Source organism: Thermoanaerobacterium thermosulfurigenes, assembly GCF_051201035.1.
Taxonomy (GTDB): Bacteria; Bacillota; Thermoanaerobacteria; order Thermoanaerobacterales; family Thermoanaerobacteraceae; genus Thermoanaerobacterium; species Thermoanaerobacterium thermosulfurigenes.
In genome coordinates this window covers 1-16,338 of sequence record NZ_JBPODR010000018.1, presented here as the reverse complement: position 1 = coordinate 16,338, position 16,338 = coordinate 1, and the positions used below count along the sequence as shown (strand labels likewise).

Annotated in this window: 19 protein-coding genes; 6 read left to right on the top strand and 13 right to left on the bottom strand. The window is 37.3% G+C overall.

From position 1 onward, the window contains the following. Positions 1 to 114: 114 nt before the first annotated feature. Positions 115 to 249, bottom strand: a complete 135-nt coding sequence (locus HNR52_RS08150) for a hypothetical protein (protein ID WP_268257772.1) — start codon at positions 247 to 249, stop codon at positions 115 to 117. Positions 250 to 312: 63 nt separating this feature from the next. Continuing rightward, entirely contained in the window at positions 313 to 1,134 is an 822-nt protein-coding gene (locus HNR52_RS08145; protein WP_435620260.1) for an HAD family hydrolase, read from the bottom strand. Between the two features lie 202 nt (positions 1,135 to 1,336). Here HNR52_RS08145 and HNR52_RS08140 point away from each other — a divergent pair, with 202 nt between their 5' ends. Both HNR52_RS08140 and HNR52_RS08135 read left to right on the top strand, forming a co-directional pair. Continuing rightward, positions 1,337 to 2,008 carry a YetF domain-containing protein gene (locus HNR52_RS08140; protein ID WP_013788662.1) on the top strand — a complete coding sequence of 224 codons (672 nt, stop codon included), beginning with the start codon at positions 1,337 to 1,339 and terminating at the stop codon, positions 2,006 to 2,008. Positions 2,009 to 2,016: 8 nt separating this feature from the next. Beyond that, positions 2,017 to 2,400: a DUF4363 family protein gene (locus tag HNR52_RS08135; protein ID WP_013788663.1), complete on the top strand. Its 384-nt coding sequence runs from the start codon at positions 2,017 to 2,019 to the stop codon at positions 2,398 to 2,400. Between the two features lie 114 nt (positions 2,401 to 2,514). Here HNR52_RS08135 and HNR52_RS08130 read toward each other — a convergent pair whose 3' ends face one another. From HNR52_RS08130 to mntA, 3 genes are all read right to left on the bottom strand, one after another. Beyond that, on the bottom strand, positions 2,515 to 3,093 hold the full coding sequence (locus HNR52_RS08130) for an HDIG domain-containing metalloprotein (RefSeq protein ID WP_013788664.1): 579 nt from the start codon (positions 3,091 to 3,093) through the stop codon (positions 2,515 to 2,517). 84 nt (positions 3,094 to 3,177) lie between these two features. Then, positions 3,178 to 3,366, bottom strand: coding sequence for a DUF86 domain-containing protein (locus HNR52_RS08125; protein ID WP_435620259.1), 189 nt, complete (start codon positions 3,364 to 3,366; stop codon positions 3,178 to 3,180). Between the two features lie 5 nt (positions 3,367 to 3,371). Beyond that, entirely contained in the window at positions 3,372 to 3,800 is a 429-nt protein-coding gene (gene mntA, locus HNR52_RS08120; RefSeq protein WP_230197584.1) for a type VII toxin-antitoxin system MntA family adenylyltransferase antitoxin, read from the bottom strand. 349 nt (positions 3,801 to 4,149) lie between these two features. On the opposite strand from mntA, the gene HNR52_RS08115 reads away from it, so the two are divergent. Genes HNR52_RS08115 through panD form a run of 4 tightly spaced genes read left to right on the top strand, consistent with a single transcriptional unit; the run spans position 4,150 to position 7,013 of the window. After that, positions 4,150 to 4,995, top strand: a complete 846-nt coding sequence (locus tag HNR52_RS08115; RefSeq protein ID WP_435620258.1) for a Rossmann-like and DUF2520 domain-containing protein — start codon at positions 4,150 to 4,152, stop codon at positions 4,993 to 4,995. Next, a complete protein-coding gene (gene panB / locus HNR52_RS08110) occupies positions 4,988 to 5,812 on the top strand; it encodes a 3-methyl-2-oxobutanoate hydroxymethyltransferase (protein WP_013788668.1) in 825 nt (274 codons plus the stop codon). The genes HNR52_RS08115 and panB overlap by 8 nt, the downstream gene beginning before the upstream one ends. Beyond that, the gene (panC, locus tag HNR52_RS08105; protein WP_041592120.1) at positions 5,809 to 6,660 is read left to right on the top strand and encodes a pantoate--beta-alanine ligase; all 852 of its coding nucleotides are present in this window, start codon (positions 5,809 to 5,811) and stop codon (positions 6,658 to 6,660) included. Before panB ends, panC begins: the two co-directional genes overlap by 4 nt. Further along, positions 6,660 to 7,013 carry an aspartate 1-decarboxylase gene (gene panD / locus HNR52_RS08100; protein ID WP_435620257.1) on the top strand — a complete coding sequence of 118 codons (354 nt, stop codon included), beginning with the start codon at positions 6,660 to 6,662 and terminating at the stop codon, positions 7,011 to 7,013. Before panC ends, panD begins: the two co-directional genes overlap by 1 nt. A 45-nt stretch (positions 7,014 to 7,058) precedes the next feature. On the opposite strand, the gene HNR52_RS08095 is transcribed toward panD, so the two are convergent. The 8 genes from HNR52_RS08095 to nagE all read right to left on the bottom strand — a co-directional run bounded on the left by HNR52_RS08095 (position 7,059) and on the right by nagE (position 16,235). After that, positions 7,059 to 8,132: a CapA family protein gene (locus HNR52_RS08095; RefSeq protein ID WP_013788671.1), complete on the bottom strand. Its 1,074-nt coding sequence runs from the start codon at positions 8,130 to 8,132 to the stop codon at positions 7,059 to 7,061. Positions 8,133 to 8,244: 112 nt separating this feature from the next. Beyond that, positions 8,245 to 9,462, bottom strand: a complete 1,218-nt coding sequence (tyrS, locus tag HNR52_RS08090) for a tyrosine--tRNA ligase (protein ID WP_435620256.1) — start codon at positions 9,460 to 9,462, stop codon at positions 8,245 to 8,247. Between the two features lie 43 nt (positions 9,463 to 9,505). After that, a complete protein-coding gene (locus tag HNR52_RS08085) occupies positions 9,506 to 10,096 on the bottom strand; it encodes an HD domain-containing protein (RefSeq protein WP_435620255.1) in 591 nt (196 codons plus the stop codon). Positions 10,097 to 10,180: 84 nt separating this feature from the next. Further along, positions 10,181 to 12,103 (bottom strand): aconitate hydratase, encoded by a 1,923-nt coding sequence (locus HNR52_RS08080; RefSeq protein WP_435620254.1) that lies wholly within the window; start codon positions 12,101 to 12,103, stop codon positions 10,181 to 10,183. A gap of 17 nt (positions 12,104 to 12,120) precedes the next feature. Beyond that, on the bottom strand, positions 12,121 to 13,272 hold the full coding sequence (nifV, locus tag HNR52_RS08075; protein ID WP_013788675.1) for a homocitrate synthase: 1,152 nt from the start codon (positions 13,270 to 13,272) through the stop codon (positions 12,121 to 12,123). A 120-nt stretch (positions 13,273 to 13,392) separates the two neighbouring features. After that, positions 13,393 to 14,229, bottom strand: coding sequence for a glucose PTS transporter transcription antiterminator GlcT (gene glcT / locus HNR52_RS08070; protein WP_013788676.1), 837 nt, complete (start codon positions 14,227 to 14,229; stop codon positions 13,393 to 13,395). Between the two features lie 28 nt (positions 14,230 to 14,257). Then, positions 14,258 to 14,746 (bottom strand): PTS sugar transporter subunit IIA, encoded by a 489-nt coding sequence (locus HNR52_RS08065; RefSeq protein ID WP_013788677.1) that lies wholly within the window; start codon positions 14,744 to 14,746, stop codon positions 14,258 to 14,260. Between the two features lie 100 nt (positions 14,747 to 14,846). Further along, positions 14,847 to 16,235: an N-acetylglucosamine-specific PTS transporter subunit IIBC gene (nagE, locus tag HNR52_RS08060; RefSeq protein ID WP_013788678.1), complete on the bottom strand. Its 1,389-nt coding sequence runs from the start codon at positions 16,233 to 16,235 to the stop codon at positions 14,847 to 14,849. Positions 16,236 to 16,338: the final 103 nt, after the last annotated feature.

The window sequence follows — 16,338 nt, the reverse complement described above, 5'->3', positions numbered from 1 at the left end:
AGTTATCGTTTTCTCATACCTTATGGATATTTTACTTTTTTAATGAAAATTTGTCAATAGATTTTCGAAAAAATTTTACATTGTTTTTCATAAATCAACAAAAAAAGACGAAGATCATTTGTCTTCATCCTCATCATCATCTTTTTTTCTATCTTTTAAGACGAGAACAGGTATAAATGACATAGCCATGTACATTATGCCTACAACTAAGACCACAAGAATGCTTAGTTTTATAACCAACTGTTCCACAAAAACCACCTCCGGCACTTATAAAGCCTACTACATTATATGCAAAAGGTGGTTTTTGGTATCCTAAACAGCCATAATTTGTTGCTTTGCAAAAATCCTATTTATCGCAAATGCAATGCCATCTTCATTGTTTGACTTCGTGACGAAATCTGCCTTTATCTTTACAAGTTCAGGCGCATTTGCCATCGCAATACCAAATCCAGCGTACTCTATCATCGATAAATCATTGAGATTGTCACCTACAGCAGCAACAAGTTCCCTTTTAATGTTGTACATATTTGCCAGCGTCTTTAATGCATTGCCTTTGCTAACACCTTTAGCATTAAGCTCCAAATGGCCACCGCCAGATGTTGAAACAGAAACTATCTTTGAAAGTTTATCGTAAACTTCCGGGTCTACAGGGGCAGGATTTTTAATGTCGCCTATTGCGTATATTTTAGCAGTGCCTTTTCCCGTATTTTTGATGTATTCAGCAAGATCACCAACAGCGTCCACTTCGACTGTATTAAACGACAAATACCATTCAACCCTTTCATTCATTTCTTCAACCACCAGCTTGTCATCGATATATAGATTTACTTGGTAGCCACTACTTTTTAATACATCGATGACCTCTATGGCATCATCTGGCTGAATCGGGTTATAATAGTACACTTTTTTTGTGTAAATATCTTTTATCAAAGCTCCGTTAAAGCAAATGACAGGTGCATTTACCCTAAGCTCTAAAGCGTATGGTAATATTGATGAAAACATCCTGCCTGTGGCAATTGTGTAAATGACTCCCTTTTCTCTTAATTCATTTATGGCATTAATATTTGCTTCAGATATTTTGTTATTGCTATCTAAAAGGCTTCCATCAGCATCTGTTACAAATAACTTACACATATATTTCAACCCCTACGTTTATTTTTCTATAACTATATTATAACAGTTTGTAAATTTACATACTATATCATAATTTAGTATAAAACGTTAACACTGAAAATTTTACATTTTCATTTTTTATTTAACAAACTTTTTACAATGTATATTTTGCATCAATACTCTCAAAATATATTTGTGACATATTAAATGGAAGGGTGGGCTTATGCTTATTATATTTTTTCGTACACTGATCTTGTATTTCTTGGTAGTAGTAGTCATGAGAATAATGGGAAAGCAGCAAATAGGGCAATTGCAGCCATATGAATTGGTTGTAGCAATAATGATAGCTGATTTGGTAGCCGTACCTATGCAAAACAAGGGTATACCTCTTTTAACAGGCATAATACCTATTTTTACTTTGCTTATATCACAGCTTTTTTTGTCGTATGTATCAATGAAAAGCCTACACGGACGTGAAATCATCTGTGGAAAACCTACAGTTTTAATTGACAAAGGCAAAATCCTAACAAAAGAACTTCAAAAGGAAAGGTACAATATAAACGATCTTTTAGAAGAGCTTAGAGTCATGGGCTATCCAAATATTGCAGATGTAGAGTATGCAATATTGGAGACAAATGGCTGTTTAAGCGTAATACCAAAAGTCGAAAAAAGACCTGTAACGCCTAATGACTTAAATCTAACACCACAGTATGAAGGACTACCTCTTCCTATAATTATAGACGGAAAAATCATAAGTAAGAACATGGAAATGGCAAATGTAGATATGAATTGGCTTAATGAACAATTGAAGATGTGGAATATAAGCAGCATAGATAATGTAATACTGGCATCACTTGACCCCAATAACGTATTGACAGTTTACAAGAAGGAGTGATACATTAAATGAAGCACGTAATTCCATTGATTGCAACCATAACTATCTTAATAATACTTGTAGACATAGCTTCGTACAACTACTTATATGCTTCATCCAACAGCATAGAAAAAAAGCTTGATGTTATAGAGCAAGACATAAAAAGTGAGAAGTGGATGAGTGCCAAAACAAATGCCGATGATTTAGAAAAGATTTGGGGAAAAATAAGCAACAAATGGGCAATTTTAATTGAACACAGAGAAATAGACGACATTGATATGAGTCTTTCAAAGCTTAAAAGCTTTATCGAAACTAAAGACAAAGATTTAAGCCTATCAGAGCTTAAAACATTGAAAGAGCTTTACAGCCACATACCATCAAATGAGAAGCTGACACTTGAAAACATACTATAAAAACCCGGTTTCCCGGGTCTTTATAGTGTACAAATTAATTTTGTGCTGGAACTGTCAACTCTTTCGCGTTTTTAGCAGCGTCAGGCAATACCACATTAACATTAAATTTTTGAATCAAACATTGCCTTTTAGCCCTATCTCATCCGCTACACTTCTCATGCCTATGATGGTTTCTTCTATCACTTTATCTAAGTCCATGTTAAGCATTTTTGCGCCTTCCTCTATGACGTCCCTATTGACACCTGCTGCAAAACTTTTCTGTTTCCACTTTTTCTTTACAGATTTCACTTCTAAGTCAAGTATGCTTTTGCTGGGGCGCATAAGCGCTGTAGCTGTAATAAGTCCTGTCAGCTCATCAATTGTGTACAAAACCTTTTCCATTTTATGTACCGGTTCTACATCCGAGCACAATTTCCACCCATGGCTTTCTATTGCATGAATATATTCTTCAGGCCATCCACGTTCCTTTAATATTTCTCTTACTTTCTTGCAATGCTCATTTGGATACATCTCATAGTCAAGGTCATGCAAAAGTCCTACGATACCCCATTTTTCCTCATCTTCGCCAAAAAGCTCAGCAAAATGCCTCATAACCGCTTCAACAGCCAACGCATGTGTGATAAGGCTTTCACTTTTGTTGTAATCCTTTAATAATTTATAAGCTTCATCCCTATTAATTAAAGCATTCTCCATAATGCAATACCCTCTTTCGTAATAATATTATTTTTAAATAGAATTATACCACATAGAGGAATGTTATCAAAACAGCATGGCTTATCATACGCCAATGTACCTGCTTATTATATCTACATATTTGCTAAAATCCTCTATTGTCATCTTGACGCTGTTGTATACAATTTTATCATCAATCTTTTCATATTGATGAACCAATCTATTTCTCAAACCAGAAGCTGGAACGATCTTAACCGCAAAGTCCACATCTAAAACTCCAGCTTCACGTATCACCCATTTTATTCACCCCTCAATAATTTGTCTATTTCTTTTCTCAGATACTGTCTCCTTTGCTCTCTCAAAAACTGAGTATCAGCATATCTAAAAGATGCATAACACTTAAATTCCACAAAATCATTTGTTGAGCCGTAAAGAGGTCTCCCATATTTTGCAATCTGATATAACAGCAATGGATCGGCCTTTTTTATATTGACGAGATCCACTTTTTCGGTTCTAAAATATAGAGATAAATTTAAAAGCAATTTCATCTCTTCATCGTACGATAATGCTTTATAGCTTTCAAAGGCCAGATCTATATCACTGTTTTCATGATTTAAGCCTTTTGCATAAGAGCCAAACAAGATTAAAAGCTTTAAATTGAATTTTTTTGCTATTGCCTCAATCTCATCATTATTGTCAAAAAGTAATTTTTTATCTATTTTATCCAAACTAACACTTCCTATTGGCAGAATCATTCGTAATATTCTAAATTTTAAATCCATCTTTTACAATTAAATCTTACCATTTTCCATGTATACAATCAATAAATTCGTTGCTGTATTAGACGAAATTTTACCATACAAATCTTAAGACAATCAAATTTTCTTGACTTTATTGAATCAAAGTGCTATTTTTATTATGATGGTATCCCGAGTGGAACCATACATAAGGCTAAAATTTTAAAGTTCATGCCTCGCCAGGATCATATGACCGGGACGGGAGATAAAAAGGTGTATTATGCCTTCCGTACGGAAGGTTTTTTTGTTATCTCCCATATTTGAAGGGAGTGTTGTTTAAATGAAAGTAGGTTTCATTGGTGCAGGAAAGGTTGGCACAGGACTTGGTATTTTGCTTACAAATTCATCAATAAAAGCTTCAGGATATCTAAGCCGTAATATTGGTTCTTCACTCAAAGCATCATCTCTGACAAATTCCACTGCCTTTTTAAAATACGAAGACATCATAAATGCGTCAGACGTGATCATAATAAGCACAAAAGATGACTGTATAAAATCCATCGTTGAAGAAATCCTACAGTACAAATCTATTATAAAAAATAAAATCTTTGCACACTTAAGCGGCTCAATTTCCATTGATGTACTAAAGCCTCTTAAAGAATATGGACACACGATGGTCCTACATCCTGTCCAAACATGCCCATCAATAGAAGCTGCAGTCTCTCTGCTTCCGGAAAGTTATTTTACAATTGAAGGAGATAACTTCGCTGTAAATGCTGGAATAAACATCGCAAAGGAAATAGGGGCAAGGCCAATAGTGATAGATGGAATTAATAAACCCCTCTATCACGCAGCATGTGTCATGGCATCAAATTACCTTGTTACTCTTATAAAAGCTGCTAATGAACTTTTAAAAGCTTCTGGATTTCCTTTTGACAAACATCCAAATTTACTTTTGCCACTTATAAATGGAACTTTGAAGAACATAAGTGAAAGAGGATGTGACGCATCGTTGTCAGGTCCTATTGCCAGATGCGACATAGAAACGGTCAAAAAACATATTAAAAGCATAACCGATGATGAACTTTTAATGCTATACAAAACTATGGGGAATGCCACAATAAAATTTTTTAAAATTTCAGGTGATGAAAAAATAGCCGAATTGGAGGAGATTTTTAATGAATGATAAAATAACAGTTTCTACATTAAAGAAGCTCAAAAAAGACGGCATAAAGATAACTGCATTGACTGCCTATGATTATCCGACAGCAAAGATATTGGACGAAATCGGTATTCATTTTATACTTGTAGGCGATTCCCTCGGCATGGCAGTATTAGGATATGAAAGCACCATACCCGTCACAATGGATGACATGGTACGCCACACAAAAGCTGTCGCAAAAGCAGCGAAAAATGCTTTTGTTGTGGCTGACATGCCTTTTATGTCTTACAACATATCTAAAGAAGATGCGCTTAAAAATGCTGCTCGCCTTTTGGCTGAAGGAGGCACTCAAGCCGTAAAGCTGGAAGGCGGCGTCGAAATAGCTGAAACAGTAAAAGCGATCGTGAATGCCGGCATCCCAGTAGTAGGTCACATAGGCCTTACACCTCAATCTGTGAACCAATTAGGTGGATACAAGGTTCAAGGCAAGGATGATAAGACAGCATCAAAACTAAAAAGCGATGCAAAATCATTAGAAGATGCCGGTATCTGCGCTCTTGTCCTGGAATGCGTGCCAATGGATTTGGCGAAAGAAATCACTGAATCCCTATCAATACCTACAATAGGTATCGGAGCAGGGCCATACTGCGATGGTCAGATACTTGTACTTCACGATATGTTAGGGCTTACTCAAGGACACAAGCCAAAATTCGTAAAGCAGTACGCAAACATCAGCCAAATAATAAAAGATGCCGTAGGAAACTATATATCAGATGTCCAAAATAGATTATTTCCAACCGAAGAATACTCATTTGCTAATAGAAAGAGTGATGAAAAATGATGGTTGTTGAAAAGATAAAAGATGTCAGAGAAATCATAAAGTCACAAAAGAAGCAAAATAAAAAGATAGGGCTTGTGCCTACCATGGGCTATCTTCATGAAGGGCACCTTTCCCTCATAAAAAAAGCTAAAGAAAATTCGGACTTCGTATGTGCCAGCATATTTGTAAACCCAATTCAATTTGGCCCAAACGAAGATTATAACAAATATCCAAGAGATATTGAACGAGACATTAAACTGTTGGAAAATCAAGGTTGTGATCTTGTCTTTATACCATCGGTAGAAGAAATGTATCCAAACGAAAGGCTTACGACAATAACCGTAAGTAAAATCACAGACAAGCTTTGCGGGGCATATAGACCAGGACATTTCGACGGTGTATGCACTGTAGTAGCAAAACTTTTTAATATATTTGCGCCTGATATAGCAGTATTCGGCCAAAAGGACGCTCAGCAAGTAGCTGTAATAAAGAAGATGGTAGAAGACTTAAATATTCCAGTCGAAATAATCGCATCGCCTATAGTAAGGGATGAAGATGGATTAGCACTAAGTTCAAGGAATACTTACTTAACTTATGAGGAAAGACATGCAGCACTAATTTTAAACAAGTCATTAAAGGTGGCTGAAAAACTCCTTGTATCTGGAGAAAGAAGTGCAGAAAAAGTCTTAGACGCTGTGAGAAAAACTTTAGAAAGCGAGCCTCAGTGCAAAGTACAGTACGTCTCATGTGTTCACCCTGATACGTTGGAAGATCTGACAACTATAGGCGATAAAGCATTGATTGCAATTGCATGTTATATAGGGAATACGAGATTAATTGATAATTTACTATGGGGTGTTGATGAATAATGCAGCGATTTATGATGAAATCTAAAATTCACAGAGCAACTGTCACAGATGCAAACCTAAACTACACGGGTTCTATAACAATCGATAAGAGGTTAATGGATCTTGCCGACATTCTGCCAGGAGAAAAAGTGCAAATCGTCAATAACAACAACGGCGCAAGATTCGAAACGTACGTCATAGAAGGGGAAGAAGATTCAGGCACTGTATGTTTAAACGGTGCTGCGGCAAGACTTTGCCTCCCCGGTGATATTGTAATCATAATTTCATATGCAATGATGGATAATGAAGAAGCTAAAACTTATAAGCCAAAAGTCGTATTTGTTGACGAAAAAAATAGGCCTTTAAAAGACTGAAAATTTAAAAAGAGCAGTGTAATTTCAATACATTGCTCTTTTATTTTATTTAATCCCATTTGATAGATCCGCAATCTTTTCTAATACCCTTTCTTTTTCGCTGTCTTCTAATATGACAGGTGTAAAATCATTCCGCTCTTTTAAAGAGGAAATCGATATAGGTATTAAGTTCATGTTTGAATCGATCAATCTTTTTGAATTATCAAATGTGAAAGTCTGTTGAAAGATGAATGCGTCTTTGTCTGATGGGTTTCTGTTGCCGCCAAAGATGAAATTACCAAGTGAATAGACTATGTACTTGCCATTGTACTTTTCTATGCCCTCAATCACATGAGGGTGTGTGCCCAAAACGAGATCTGCCCCTTCATCAACTGAATAATGTCCTAATGCAATCTGTGTATTATTGGGATAGTATTTCCCCTCATCACCCCAGTGAAAGCATACGATGACTAAATTGGTTTGCCTTTTCATATCCTGAATATCTTCCTTTATTTGCTTTTTCAAATCTTCAGGAAAACTCCAACCTGTATAACCTAAAATTCCAACTTTTATTCCTTTGATTTCCTTTATGTACTTGTACCCATATCCAAAAAAGCCTATTCCTGCTTTTTTAAGGGTATAAACTGTGTCATCAAATCCTTGCCTTCCATAGTCAAAAGAATGGTTATTGGCCAAATTTACAGCATCGATCCCTCCATCTTTTAATATATTTACATAAATGGGATTTCCTTTAAATTTGTACTCTTTGTCAGCCTCTTTTGAAGCATTTGTCAACGTCCCTTCTAAATTGACTATTGTCAGGTCATCATTTGTAAAGATGCTTTTCACATTTTGAGTAAAGTATCCGTAATCGCTACTGTGTTTTTGAAACTCTGCGTCAAATGTGTACTCTTTTCCAAAGCTTTCGTCAGATCCCAGCGTCGTATCACCTGCAGCGCTTATGGTGATCTTTATCGAAGCATTATTTACATTTTTATCGCCATTTGATGCCGTCTGCTTTAAATTATCATTGCCAACTTTAGAAGCTTCTTGTATGATGCCGTTTTTGCCCATTGTCATCCCGTACGATATAAAAAATGCAGCTATCATCACAAGTACAGAAATTATAAATTTTTTCACAATGCCCACCTCTTTTATCCCATGTATAATTATATAATATTTTACAAATAAGTAATAATTAATTAATTATAAAATTTATAAAAAATATGGCGCACACTATGTACGCCACACATCATGTAAGGATTATCTTGTTGTAAGACTTTTTACCTCGTCTTAAAATCATGTAACCTTCCTTAAACATGTCTTCTGTAACTACAGCATTTACGTCTTTTACATTTTCATCATTTACGTAAAGGCCACCTTGAGTAATAAGCCTCCTTCCTTCGCTCTTTGAAGGAATTATGCCCGTCTTTACAAGAACATCCAACAAATTTAATCCTAACATGTCGCTTGTAATCGTGGAAGTAGGCACATTGCTTAAATCTCCTTTGCCCTCAAACAAGGCTTCTGCTGCCTTTTTAGCTTTTTCAGCCTCATCCACACCATGTACAAGTTTTGTAACTTCGTACGCCAGAACTTTTTTGGCTTCATTTATCTCCATATCCTTTAAAGAGCCAAGTCTTCTGACTTCATCCATAGGCAAAAATGTCAACAATGAGAGGCACTTTTCAACATCTGAATCATCTATATTTCGCCAATACTGATAAAAATCATACGGCGGCGTCTTATCAGCATCAAGCCAAATAGCTCCCTTTTCAGTCTTACCCATCTTCTTCCCTTCACTTGTAGTAAGCAGAGTAAATGTCATGCCATATGCTTGTTTTCCTTCTTTCCTCCTTATCAGATCGACGCCTGCCAATATATTTGACCACTGATCGTCTCCGCCCATCTGAAGCACACAGCCGTACTCTTTGTTTAGCATAAGAAAATCGTACGCTTGCATAAGCATGTAATTAAACTCTAAAAAAGAAAGTCCTCTTTCAAGCCTTGTCTTGAAGCATTCGGCAGTAAGCATCTTATTTACAGAAAAATGTACTCCTATATCCCTTAAAAACTCCACATAGTTAAGATTTAAAAGCCAGTCAGCGTTATTAGCAAGTATCGCTTTGCCATCTGAAAAATCTATAAAGCGGCTCATTTGTCTTTTGAAAGCCTCTGCATTGTGTGTTATCTCCTCTTTCGTCAGCATCTTTCTCATATCTGTCTTGCCAGTCGGATCGCCTATCATGGCAGTGCCACCGCCAATTAAAGCAATAGGCCTGTGTCCTGCCCTTTGCATGTGAGCCATAACCATAAGCTGCAAAAAATGTCCAACATGCAGGCTATCTGCCGTCGGGTCAAAACCTATGTAAAAAGTAACCTTTTCTTTCTCAAGTAATTCTTTGATTTCAACTTCATGCGTCATCTGCTGTATAAAATTTCTCTCTTTCAATACATCAAAAACCGACATCAAATTGACCTCCTATATTCTTAATATTTATCAAAAATTTTAATTATCTTTCAATATATCCCTTGTTTATTGCATCTTCCAATATATCATTGATAAACTGCCATAGCTCTGGCGCTATCTCGCTTATAATTTTGTTTCTCTCAAGCACTTGATAGCTTTTTACACCATGTTCTCTCCACGAATGACCATTCGTATAGTAATTATGTATTATAGGCTGCATCCTATCAAGAGCAGATGCAAATTTTGCATCTTTAGTTTTGCGCTCTTCAAATTCTTCCCACAAACCTTTTATCTCATTTGCCTGATCTTCAGGCAAAATATTAAATAGCCTCTCTGCCGCTTTTTTCTCTCTTTCTGCTTTGTCTTCATATCCCTTCTCATCGTACACAAATGTGTCACCAGCATCAATCTCTACTATATCGTGTACAATCACCATTTTAATCACATGGCTTATATCTATCTTTTCAGATGCATATTCAGAAAGGACCATAGCCATCATTGCAAGATGCCAAGAATGCTCAGCGTCGTTCTCATGGCGTGTGCCATCCATAAGAAGCGTCTGCCTAAATACTTGCTTTAACTTGTCTATCTCTTTCAAAAACTCTATCTGTTTTTTTAGCCTTTCATTTTCCATAAGTAAATATCCCTCTTTTCGCATATATTTTTATTATATACCAAAGAGCCTACTAAAAAAAGCATGCCGTAGCATGCTTTTTCATCAAACCTTATCTTTTTTTCTCACGTAATTTATGAGTCCGCCTTCTATTAGAATTTCCCGATTTCTGTCACTAACATCCAGATTCACTTCAAATTCGTACCCTTTAGTCACATTCTTAACGACAATCTTGCCTTTTGACTTGACTTGATTTACAGCATCTTCAATCTTAAGCACATCGCCTTCATCGATCTTGTCATAATCATCTTCACTTACAAATGTTAAAGGAAGAATTCCGCTATTTATGAGGTTTGCCTTGTGTATCCTTGCAAATGACTTTGCTATTACTGCTTTTACTCCCAGTTGAAGCGGCGCCAACGCAGCGTGTTCCCTGCTGGAACCTTGACCGTAGTTATTTCCGCCAACTATTATGCCGCCACCATTTTCTAAAGCTCTCTTAGAGAAATCAGGATCTATCGTCTCAAAGCAATGCTTTGAAAGCTCTGGAATATTTGATCTAAGTGGCAAAAGCTTAGCATTAGACGGCATAATGTGGTCTGTCGTAATGTCGTCCCCTACCTTTATCAAGACGGCTTTTTCAATATCTGCAAGAGGAGTATTGATAGGGAAAGGCTTTATGTTTGGACCTCTTACAACGTCAAATTCATCTGCATTTACAGGCGGTTTTATTATCATATTGTCATTCACCAAAAATTCACTGGGCATCTCTATCTTGATTTCTTCTCCTAACTCCCTCGGATCTATGAGATAACCAGCCAATGCGGATGCAGCAGCTACTTCAGGACTTACCAAATACACTTTTGCTGATTTTGTGCCACACCTTCCATAAAAGTTCCTGTTAAATGTCCTAAGGGATATAGCATTTGTAGCAGGAGCCTGACCCATGCCTATACACGGGCCGCAAGCTGTCTCTAAAATCCTGGCGCCAGCCGAAATCATGTCTGATAATGCGCCATTTTTTGCAAGCATATTTAAAACTTGCCTCGAACCAGGCGATATGACCAAGCTTACACCTTCTGCGATAAGACCACCTTTTAATATGGCCGCTACCTTCATCATGTCCATGTAGGACGAATTTGTGCAAGATCCAATCGCCACTTGATCGACTTTTAACTTTCCTGCATCTTTCACTTTTATTACATTGTCAGGACTGTGTGGCAGTGCCACCATAGGCTCTAATTCGTCAAGATTGATTTCAATGACGCCATCATACTCAGCATCATCGTCTGGCAGCAGTGCTTCAAAGTCATCTTCTCTCTTTTGGGCTTTTAAAAATTCATACGTGCGGAAATCAGATGGGAAGATAGATGTAGTCGCTCCCAACTCTGCTCCCATATTTGTTATAGTAGCTCTTTCAGGAACGGACAGTGTTGCAACGCCATCGCCTGTGTACTCAAATACCTTGCCGACTCCACCTTTTACAGTAAGCCTTCTTAATAACTCAAGTATAATGTCTTTCGATGATACCCATGGTTTTAATTTTCCAGTGAGTCTAACGTTAATCACTTCTGGCATTACCAGCCTATACGGCTCACCTGCCATAGCCAATGCCACATCAAGTCCTCCAGCACCAATGGCCAGCATACCTATGCCACCACCTGTTGGCGTATGGCTGTCAGATCCTAATAGCGTCTTTCCCGGTTTTCCAAACCTCTCAAGGTGGACTTGATGGCAAATACCATTACCCGGCCTTGAGAAGTATATTCCATGTTTCGCAGCAACAGTCTGGATGTACTTATGGTCATCTGCATTTTCGAAACCTTCCTGCAGCATATTATGATCAACATAAGCGACAGAAAGCTCTGTCTTGACTTTGTCGACTCCTAAAGCTTCCAGCTCCAGATAAGCCATAGTGCCTGTAGAGTCCTGCGTCAGTGTCTGATCTATTTTAATAGCTATTTCATGTCCTTTAACAAGTTCTCCTTCCACCAAATGCTTCTTCAAAATTTTTTGCGTTAAATTCACTTGTCATCCCCCTCTAATTAAATTGCCTTAATCTTAGATATGTGCTCTTCATAGAGATATATCAATTCTTTATCAAAAAGCGGCCTTTTAAGCTGAATAGACAAACTTCTCACATAAGGTAAAAGTTCTTTTGCTTCCTCCTCAGGCAATACTCTTCCGTACTCTTTAAACTTATTTATTAGCGCTGCTGTACCTGAGTGCTTGCCTATTACAATCTGTCTTTCAAGACCTACTTCGTCTGGGTCGAATATTTCATATGTGTGAGGATCTTTAAGAGCCCCATCAACGTGGATTCCTGACTCATGTGCAAACACATTTGTTCCAACAATTGCCTTCCAAGACGGCAGTTGCCTTCCAGATGCTGTAGATACGTACTCTGAAATCTCTCTAAACCTTTTTGTGTCTATATTGATGTCGTACTTATATACGTGCTTTAGCGCCATCACTACTTCCTCTAACGCTGCATTTCCGGCCCTTTCACCGAGGCCATTTACAGTGACGCCTATAAAATTAGCACCAGCTTTAAAACCAGCAAGAGCGTTTGCCGTCGCCATTCCAAAATCATTGTGCGTATGCATCTCAATATCTATATCTATGGCTTCTTTAATCTTTTTTATGATGTCGTACGTTTTAAAAGGATCCAATATGCCTACAGTATCACAGAATCTCAATCTATCTGCACCTGCTTGTTTTGCACATCTTGTAAACTCTATGAGAAAGTCCATATCTGTCCTGGATGCATCCTCTGCATTTACAGAAACGTATACGCCGTCTTTTTTAGCGAATTCAACAGCGCTTGTCATGTGATCTAAAACCCACTGCCTTGAAGTTCTTAGCTTGTGTTCTATGTGTATATCTGAAGTCGAGATTGAAATCGCAACAGCATCAACACCGCACTCTAATGATTCTTTCACATCATTTACAACAGCTCTGTTCCATGCCATTATGCTGGCATTTAGTCCAAGTTTTGCAATTTTTGCAATCGTCTCTTTCTCATCTCCGCCCATTGTTGGAATTCCAACTTCCAGTTGATGCACGCCAATTTCATCTAACATTTTCGCAATCCTAATCTTCTCACTATTAGCAAAAACAACACCGGCTGTCTGTTCTCCATCTCTCAGTGTTGTATCAACGAGGTACAATTTACCATCTTCTTTTTTGAATTTCATCGAACTTCCCCCTTCTTAAATCAAAGAAACTTATGTATATATTTTATTCATATAAAGAAATAAAGTCAATAGTTTTTGCAATTTTTTATATATAAAATTGCAAAAACCAGATTATACTTACTAATCTGGTTTTTGCACATCATTCATCAATCTCTGTATGTGTATGGCTAAATAGCCTATTTCATCTTCAGGCACATTCGTCCCTAATGAATTTCCGATGTGTTTGGCAATGCTTGCAGCTATTTTATAAGCCTTCTTAAACTTTCGCTTTATGGGCAGAAGAAGTTCATTTGAAATCGGCATGCCCCTTTCTATTCTGTCTACTGCAAATTTCAAGTGCGTAATAAGCCTTAAATAGTCAATAGAATCAGTTTCAATCTTCCTGCCTATCATTTCTTCAATATTTTTCACAAGCTCTGAAACCAACCTCGTATTTTTCATAGTGACTGACACGCCTGAATTCTCAAATGCCGCATGAAGGTGCAACGCAATAAACCCCGCCTCATCCTCAGGAAGCTTTACATTTAGCCTGTCGTTTATTAAATCTATGGCCCTAAGTGCTATTTTATAGTCATCTTTATAAAGGGCACTTATCTCTTGATTAAAAGGATTTTTTATGTCTATTCCACCTTTTATTCTTTCAATGGCAAATGCTATATGATCAGGAAGCGCTATGTGGATGTGTTCATTCAATTTCCGACCTTTCACATTTTCAGCGTATGCTATAAGCTCCTCAGATATTCCAATAACTTCATCTCTTATATTGTTAAGTAATTCTGAAAACTTTACAACATTGGCTTTTTCTTGCAGATAATAAACCTTCTCAATTCTTTCATTTATCGCATCGCCTGGCTTTTTAGAAAACCCTATGCCTTTTCCTACAACTATACACTCTACATTCTTTTCATCACAGGCCATCACAACATTGTTATTTAATACCTTTAAAGCAGTGAACATTAACCTCCCCTCCTAAAGTTTTTATATGTCATTTTAAGTTTATTTTCATTATTTCAGTTTTTCCTCCTTCAACTGTGACTCCATTCTCTTTTTTCTTCATCTTTTCTACAAGTTCCATGTTAGTAATGATTACAGGGCTTATGATAGGATGATTTTCTTTTACCTTGTCAATGTCAAACACTATAAGTTTATCACCTGTTTTAACTTTCTGCCCTTCTTCAACAAAACTTTCAAAACCCTCCCCTTTCATCTCAACTGTATCCATTCCAATGTGAATAAGTATTTCAAGCCCACCAGACGATCTTATGCCTATGGCGTGTTTCGTAGGAAAAAGTTGAATTACCTCCCCATCTACAGGCGAGTACACCATGCCATCTTTAGGTTCAACCGCGACACCATCACCAACCATTTTTCCTGAAAATACTGGATCAGGAACATCTTCAATATTTATCAGTTTTCCGTTAAATGGTGATACTATTGTTTCGCCTATAAACTTCTTCTTAAATATATTGAACATAAGAACCAATCCTTTCAATAATATTGTGCATAAAATAATAATATATAATTTATTGTCAATAGTAAAATATATTTTAAGCGGCCGTAAAGGCCGCTAATGATCATTTTTTCTTCATTCTCTTCTGCATCTCTTGTGCTATTAAATCAGCTTTTGTACCAACAATAACCTGTAGTGCTCCTTTGCCCATCCTTATGACGCCATTCGCTCCAGCTTTTTTAAGTTCATCGTCGTTTATGACAGTGTCATCTTTGACGCTTAAGCGCAGCCTTGTGATGCAGGATTCTAAAGACACGATGTTACCAGCCCCTCCTAAAAGTGCCAAGTAGTTCTGCGCCAGCTCACCTATATCAGAACTTGACAATTGCTCGTTACTTTCATCCGTATCCTCATCAAGCCTTCCTGGTGTAGGCAAATTCAATTTGACGATGAGGAAGTAGAATACAACGAAGTAAACTACAGCGTAAATTATTCCTATCAGCAATAAAAGTAGCGGTTTAGATGATATTCCAAAGCTTAGGATGTAGTCTATAAGACCTGCAGAGAATCCAAAGCCCATCCTTATTCCAAGCAAATACGTTATTGCCAGGGACAAGCCTGTTAAAATTGCGTGTACAACGTACAAAACAGGCGCTAAAAACATAAAAGCAAATTCAATCGGTTCTGTTATACCTGTGAGGAAAGCCGTTAATGCCGCAGAAATCATAATACCGGATACTGCTTTTCTGTTCTTTGGCTTAGCAGCCATCACCATAGCAAGCGCTGCTGCAGGCAGTGCAAACATCATTATAGGATAGAAGCCTGTCATAAATCTACCGGCAGTTGGGTCTCCTGCATAAAATCTATTTAAATCACCAGTGACAACTGCACCAGATGCAGATTTAAACGACCCAAATACGAACCAAACGAGGCTATTAATCACGTGATGAAGTCCAACAGGAATAAGCAACCTATTCAATACTCCATAGATAAATACGCCAAATGCTCCTGCGCTTATTATCCATTTTCCTAAAGCATATATGACATTTTGTATTGGCGGCCATACATAACCTGCAGCAAAAGCCAATACCAAAGCTGCCAATGATGTGATTATAGGGACAAATCTCTTGCCTCCAAAGAAACCTAAGAAATCGGGCAATTTTACGTCGTGGTACCTATTGTACAAATAACCAGCTATGATACCTATAAGGATACCGCCTAAAACGCCCATGTTTATGTCTTTATTTATCGTCGTTGCACCTTTCGTCAAAACCAAATATCCAACAGTAGCCGCCAGACCAGCAACTCCATCGCCGCCAGCGAAGCCTATTGCTATGCCTATCGCAAAGATAAGTGGCAAGTTGTCAAATATGGCACCACCAGCATTTGTGATAAACGGAATGTTGAATACATCCTTTGCGCCAAGCCTTAAAAGCAATGCAGCAGCAGGTAAAACTGCTATTGGAAGCATCAAGGCTTTCCCGAGCTTTTGTAAATTACCTAATCCTTTCATTGACTATACCTCCCTCTATAATCTTTGATTTTCTTTTAATATCTCACTCATTCTCAGATTCTCACAATCTTCAAAGAAGCCCTCATGTATATCAATGCTATTT

What these genes read in the sequence shown, in the direction of transcription:
- HNR52_RS08145 (WP_435620260.1), bottom strand. Translation starts at nt 1,134, where the DNA reads ATGTGTAAGTTATTTGTAACAGATGCTGATGGAAGCCTTTTAGATAGC.
- HNR52_RS08140 (WP_013788662.1), top strand. Translation starts at nt 1,337, where the DNA reads ATGCTTATTATATTTTTTCGTACACTGATCTTGTATTTCTTGGTAGTA.
- HNR52_RS08135 (WP_013788663.1), top strand. Translation starts at nt 2,017, where the DNA reads ATGAAGCACGTAATTCCATTGATTGCAACCATAACTATCTTAATAATA.
- HNR52_RS08130 (WP_013788664.1), bottom strand. Translation starts at nt 3,093, where the DNA reads ATGGAGAATGCTTTAATTAATAGGGATGAAGCTTATAAATTATTAAAG.
- HNR52_RS08115 (WP_435620258.1), top strand. Translation starts at nt 4,150, where the DNA reads ATGAAAGTAGGTTTCATTGGTGCAGGAAAGGTTGGCACAGGACTTGGT.
- panB (WP_013788668.1), top strand. Translation starts at nt 4,988, where the DNA reads ATGAATGATAAAATAACAGTTTCTACATTAAAGAAGCTCAAAAAAGAC.
- panC (WP_041592120.1), top strand. Translation starts at nt 5,809, where the DNA reads ATGATGGTTGTTGAAAAGATAAAAGATGTCAGAGAAATCATAAAGTCA.
- panD (WP_435620257.1), top strand. Translation starts at nt 6,660, where the DNA reads ATGCAGCGATTTATGATGAAATCTAAAATTCACAGAGCAACTGTCACA.
- tyrS (WP_435620256.1), bottom strand. Translation starts at nt 9,462, where the DNA reads ATGTCGGTTTTTGATGTATTGAAAGAGAGAAATTTTATACAGCAGATG.
- HNR52_RS08085 (WP_435620255.1), bottom strand. Translation starts at nt 10,096, where the DNA reads ATGGAAAATGAAAGGCTAAAAAAACAGATAGAGTTTTTGAAAGAGATA.
- nifV (WP_013788675.1), bottom strand. Translation starts at nt 13,272, where the DNA reads ATGAAATTCAAAAAAGAAGATGGTAAATTGTACCTCGTTGATACAACA.
- glcT (WP_013788676.1), bottom strand. Translation starts at nt 14,229, where the DNA reads ATGTTCACTGCTTTAAAGGTATTAAATAACAATGTTGTGATGGCCTGT.
- HNR52_RS08065 (WP_013788677.1), bottom strand. Translation starts at nt 14,746, where the DNA reads ATGTTCAATATATTTAAGAAGAAGTTTATAGGCGAAACAATAGTATCA.
- nagE (WP_013788678.1), bottom strand. Translation starts at nt 16,235, where the DNA reads ATGAAAGGATTAGGTAATTTACAAAAGCTCGGGAAAGCCTTGATGCTT.